Annotated in this window: 4 protein-coding genes; all 4 read right to left on the reverse strand. The window is 71.1% G+C overall.

Features of this window, described 5'->3' with window-relative positions:
• Nucleotides 1-1,143: phenylalanine--tRNA ligase subunit beta (locus ACWGIG_RS37160; protein WP_453326136.1), on the reverse strand; the 1,143-nt coding region annotated here is incomplete at its 3' end.
• Entirely contained in the window at nt 1,143-2,273 is a 1,131-nt protein-coding gene (gene pheS, locus ACWGIG_RS37165) for a phenylalanine--tRNA ligase subunit alpha (RefSeq protein WP_453326137.1), read from the reverse strand. The genes pheS and ACWGIG_RS37160, both read right to left, overlap by 1 nt.
• Before the next feature lie 113 nt (nt 2,274-2,386).
• A complete protein-coding gene (locus tag ACWGIG_RS37170; protein ID WP_453326138.1) occupies nt 2,387-3,475 on the reverse strand; it encodes an ATP-binding protein in 1,089 nt (362 codons plus the stop codon).
• A gap of 84 nt (nt 3,476-3,559) precedes the next feature.
• Nucleotides 3,560-4,399 carry a TrmH family RNA methyltransferase gene (locus ACWGIG_RS37175; RefSeq protein WP_453326139.1) on the reverse strand — a complete coding sequence of 280 codons (840 nt, stop codon included), beginning with the start codon at nt 4,397-4,399 and terminating at the stop codon, nt 3,560-3,562.
• Nucleotides 4,400-4,573 lie beyond the last annotated feature (174 nt).

Raw genomic sequence — 4,573 nt, forward strand, 5'->3', positions numbered from 1 at the left:
CTCGAAGCGCTTGGACGCCTCGGAGGTCAGCTTGTGGCGGCGGGAAGCGCGCGCGATGGTCAGCGGGTCGAAGTGCGCGGCCTCGATGACGACGTCGGTGGTGCCGCGTACCTCACCGGTCTCGGCGTCCGTCTCGACGTCGGCGACCTCGGTGTTGGCGCCGCCCATGACGCCCGCGAGGCCGATCGGCCCGCGGTCGTCGGTGATGACCAGGTCCGCGGCGTCGAGGACGCGCTTGGCACCGTCGAGCGTCGTGAACTTCTCGCCCTGCTCGGCACGGCGGACACCGATGGTGCCCTGGATGCGCGAGCGGTCGTAGGCGTGCAGCGGCTGACCGAGCTCCAGCATCACGTAGTTGGTGATGTCGACGGCGAGCGAGATCGGGCGCATGCCCGCCTTCTGCAGGCGGCGCTGCATCCAGATCGGCGACCGGGCCTCGGGGTCGAGGCCGGTGACCGTGCGCGCGGTGAAGCGGTCGCAGCCCTGCGGGTCGCTGATCTTCACCGGGTAGCCGTACGAGTTCGGCGCGGGCACGTCGAGCAGCGCGGGGTCGCGCAACGGCAGGCCGTAGGCGGTGGCCACCTCGCGGGCGATGCCGCGCAGGGACAGCGCGTAGCCCCGGTCGGGGGTGACCGCGATGTCCAGCACCTCGTCCACGAGCTCCAGGAGCTCGATGGCGTCGGTGCCGGGCTCGTACTCCATCGGCAGCACGATGATGCCGTGCGTACCGTCGTCGCCCATGCCCAGCTCGTCGCCGGAGCAGATCATGCCGTGCGAGGTCCTGCCGTACGTCTTGCGCGCGGCGATCGCGAAGTCGCCGGGCAGGACGGCGCCCGGGAGGACCACGACGACCTTGTCGCCGACGGCGAAGTTGCGGGCGCCGCAGACGATCTCCTGCGGCTCGCCGGTGCCGTTGGCGGAGCCCACGTCCACCGTGCAGAAGCGGATGGGCTTCTTGAAGCCCTCCAGCTCCTCGATGGTGAGGACCTGGCCGACGACCAGGGGGCCCTTGAGGCCGGCGCCGGTCGGCTCGACCGTCTCGACCTCAAGGCCTGCGGACACGAGCTTGGCCTGCACGTCACGGCCGGTCTCGGTGGCGGGGAGGTCTACGTACTCCCGCAGCCAGGAAAGCGGGACCCGCATCAGATCTCCATCCCGAAGGGCCGAGTGAAACGCACGTCACCCTCGACCATGTCTCGCATGTCTTCCACGTGGTGCCGGAACATCAGCATCCGCTCGATGCCGAAGCCGAAGGCGAACCCGCTGTACTTCTCCGGGTCGACGCCGCAGGCGGTCAGCACCTTGGGGTTGACCATGCCGCAGCCGCCGAGCTCGATCCAGCCCTCGCTGCCACAGGTGCGGCAGGGGCGGTCCGGGTTGCCGACGGACTCGCCGCGGCACACGTAGCAGACCATGTCCATCTCGGCGGACGGCTCGGTGAAGGGGAAGTAGTTCGGGCGCAGCCGGGTCTTCATGCCCTCGCCGAAGAGAGCCTGGACCATGTGGTCGAGGGTGCCCTTCAGGTCGGCCATGGTCAGGCCCTCGTCGACGGCCAGCAGCTCGATCTGGTGGAAGACCGGGGTGTGCGTGGCGTCGAGCTCGTCCGTGCGGTAGACGCGGCCGGGGCACACGACGTACACGGGCGGCTCACGGCGCTCAAGCAGCGCGCGGGCCTGCACGGGCGAGGTGTGCGTACGCAGCACGACACCGGACTCGTCGGTCTTCTTGCCGTCGGCGCCCTGTACGAAGAAGGTGTCCTGCATCTGCCGGGCCGGGTGGTCCGGCACGAAGTTCAGGGCGTCGAAGTTGAACCACTCCGCCTCGACCTCGGGGCCCTCGGCGACCTCGTAGCCCATCGCCACGAAGACGTCGGCGACGCGCTCCATGAAGGTGGTCAGCGGGTGGCGGGCGCCGGCCGGGACGCGGTCGTACGGCAGCGTGACGTCCACCGCCTCCTCGACCAGCACGCGCTCGTCGCGCTCGGCCTCCAGCACCGCCAGCCGGGCCGCGAGGGCCTTGTTGACGGCGCCGCGTGCCATGCCGACGCGCTTGCCCGCCTCGGCCTTGGCCTGGGGCGGGAGCGCGCCGATCTCGCGGTTGGCGAGCGACAGCGGCGAGGTGGGCCCGGTGTGCGCGGTCTTGGCGTGCGTCAGCGCGTCGAGGTCGGCGGCGGACTCGAAGGCGGCGAGCGCCTCGTCCCGCATGCGCTCGATCTCTTCGGGTTTCAGCGCCTCGACCTCGACAGGGTCGTACGACTTATTGGGTGCGGACATCTCTTCCCGTACTTCCGATGGCTGGTGGGCGGCCCCGCTCGACGCTTGAGGACGCAAAGGTGCCAAAGGTCGAGTCTAAAGGGACGCGGGGTGCGAAGAAGCCCGAGGGCGGCTCAGGCCAGGTAGGCCGGGGCCCCGACGGGCAGGATAAATCGGAATTCGGCGCCGCCGCCGGGTCCGCGTCCGACGCTGACCGTGCCGCCGTGGGCCTCGACGATGCCCTTGACGATGTACAGGCCGAGTCCGGTGCCGCCCCGCTTGCTGCCCCGCCAGAAGCGGGTGAAGACGCGGCTCAGCGACTCCTCGGGAATGCCCGGGCCTTCGTCGCTGACGGTCACGGCCGTGCCCTTCTCGTCGTCCTTGGCGGTGGCGGGTGCCACCTCAATGGTGACCATTCCCTCGCCGTGCCGCACCGCATTTTCCAGCAGGTTGCCGAGCACCTGGTCGACCTTGTCCGGGTCGGCCCACAGGTCCGGCAGCGGGTGCTGGATGTGCACCAGGAACCGGTCGGCGGCCTGACCTGCTGAAATGCGCGCGTGTACGTGTCGTCCTACGGCGGCGGCGACATCGACGGGCTGGCGGCGCAGTTCGAGCCGTCCGGTGTCGATGCGGGCGATGTCGAGGAGCTCGGCGATCAGGCGGGCGATGCGGTCGGCGTCGTTGTCGACGGTCTCCAGCATCATCAGCTTCTGGTCGTCGGTGAAGCGCTCCCACTTCCTGAGCAGGGTCCGGGTGAACCCCTTCACCGAGGTCAGCGGGGAGCGCAGCTCGTGGGCGACGGTGGCGATCAGTTCGGCGTGGCTGCGCTCGGTGCGCCGCCGCGCCTCGGTCCCCCGCAGCGAGACCACGACCCGGCGCACCGGGCCGCACGGCTCCGTCCGTACGTACCGCGCGGAGACCAGCACCTCGCGTCCGCCCGGCAGCAGCAGATTGCGCTCCGGCTGGCCGCCCCGGATGGCGAGGCCGCCGTACGGGTCGGTGAGGGTCCACCAGCGGCGGCCCTTGAGGTCCTCCAGCGGCAGTACGTCGACGAGCGGGCGGCCGAGCGCGAGAGCGGCCGGCACGGCACTGATGCGTACGGCAGCCGCGTTGAAGCAGACGACGCGGCCGGTCTCGTCGGCGACGACCAGTCCGTCCGGGAGATCGTCGGGGCCGACTCCGGACTCGGTCAACTCCCGTACGCCTACGACCTGTTCAGACACTTCCGCAGCCATCCCGCCCCGCTTCCACCCATCCGAACAGTGCAGAGGGCCCGAGTCCGTCACCCTACTCCGAACCCGCGTCCCTCAGTCAGTGGTGCGTACCCGCTGTGCGCGTGCGGATGCATAGAGGCACACAGCGGCTGCCGTGGCCAGGTTCAGACTCTCGGCCCTGCCGTGGATCGGGACGCGCACGACGGCGTCCGCGAGGGCACGGGTCTCCTCGGGGAGCCCCCAGGCCTCGTTGCCGAAGACCCAGGCGGTGGGGCCGCCCATGGTGCCGGCGTCCAGCTCGTCGTCGAGGTCCCTGTCCCCCGCGCCGTCGGCGGCCAGGATCCGTACCCCTGCCGCCTGGAGTCCGGCGACCGCCTGCTCGACGGGGACGCCGACGGCGACCGGCAGGTGGAAGTGCGAACCGACCGACGCCCGCACCGACTTGGGGTTGTACAGGTCCACGGAGGCGTCGGTGAGGACGACCGCGTCGGCGCCCGCCGCGTCCGCGCAGCGCAGCACCGTTCCGGCGTTCCCGGGGTCGCGCACGTGCGCGAGGACGGCGACCAGCTTGGGCTTCGCGGCGAGGATGTCCTCGAACGGGGAGTCCAGGAAGCGGCAGACGCCGACGATGCCCTGCGGGGTGACGGTCTGCGAGATCTCCGCGAGGACGTCGTCCTCCGCCAGGTGCACCCGGGCGCCGGAGGCGTGCGCGGCGTCCACGATGTCGGCGTACCGCTCGGCGGTCTCCACCGTCGCGAACAGCTCGATCAGCGTCGGCTCCCCGTCGGGCCCCCGGTGGCCGGTGGCCTCCCGCACGGCCTGCGGCCCCTCGGCGATGAACCGGCGCTCCTTGCCCCGGAAGCTGCGCCTGGCCAGCCGCTTGGCGGCGGTGACGCGGGGGGAACGCGGGGAGATCAGCTCGGGGGTGCCCATGGATGTGCGGCTCGCTTCTTCGTACGTACGTGACTGACAGGGGCGGCTGTGCTTTCCCGGGGGCAACCCCCGGACCTCCGCGGCCGGGAAACAACCGGACCCGCAGACACGGCGTGCGTCTGCGGGTCCGGCTTCAAGCCAAGAAGGACTCTTGCCTGTCTGGGGAGACTAGGC

It is taken from the genome of Streptomyces sp. NPDC054863, from assembly GCF_053610825.1.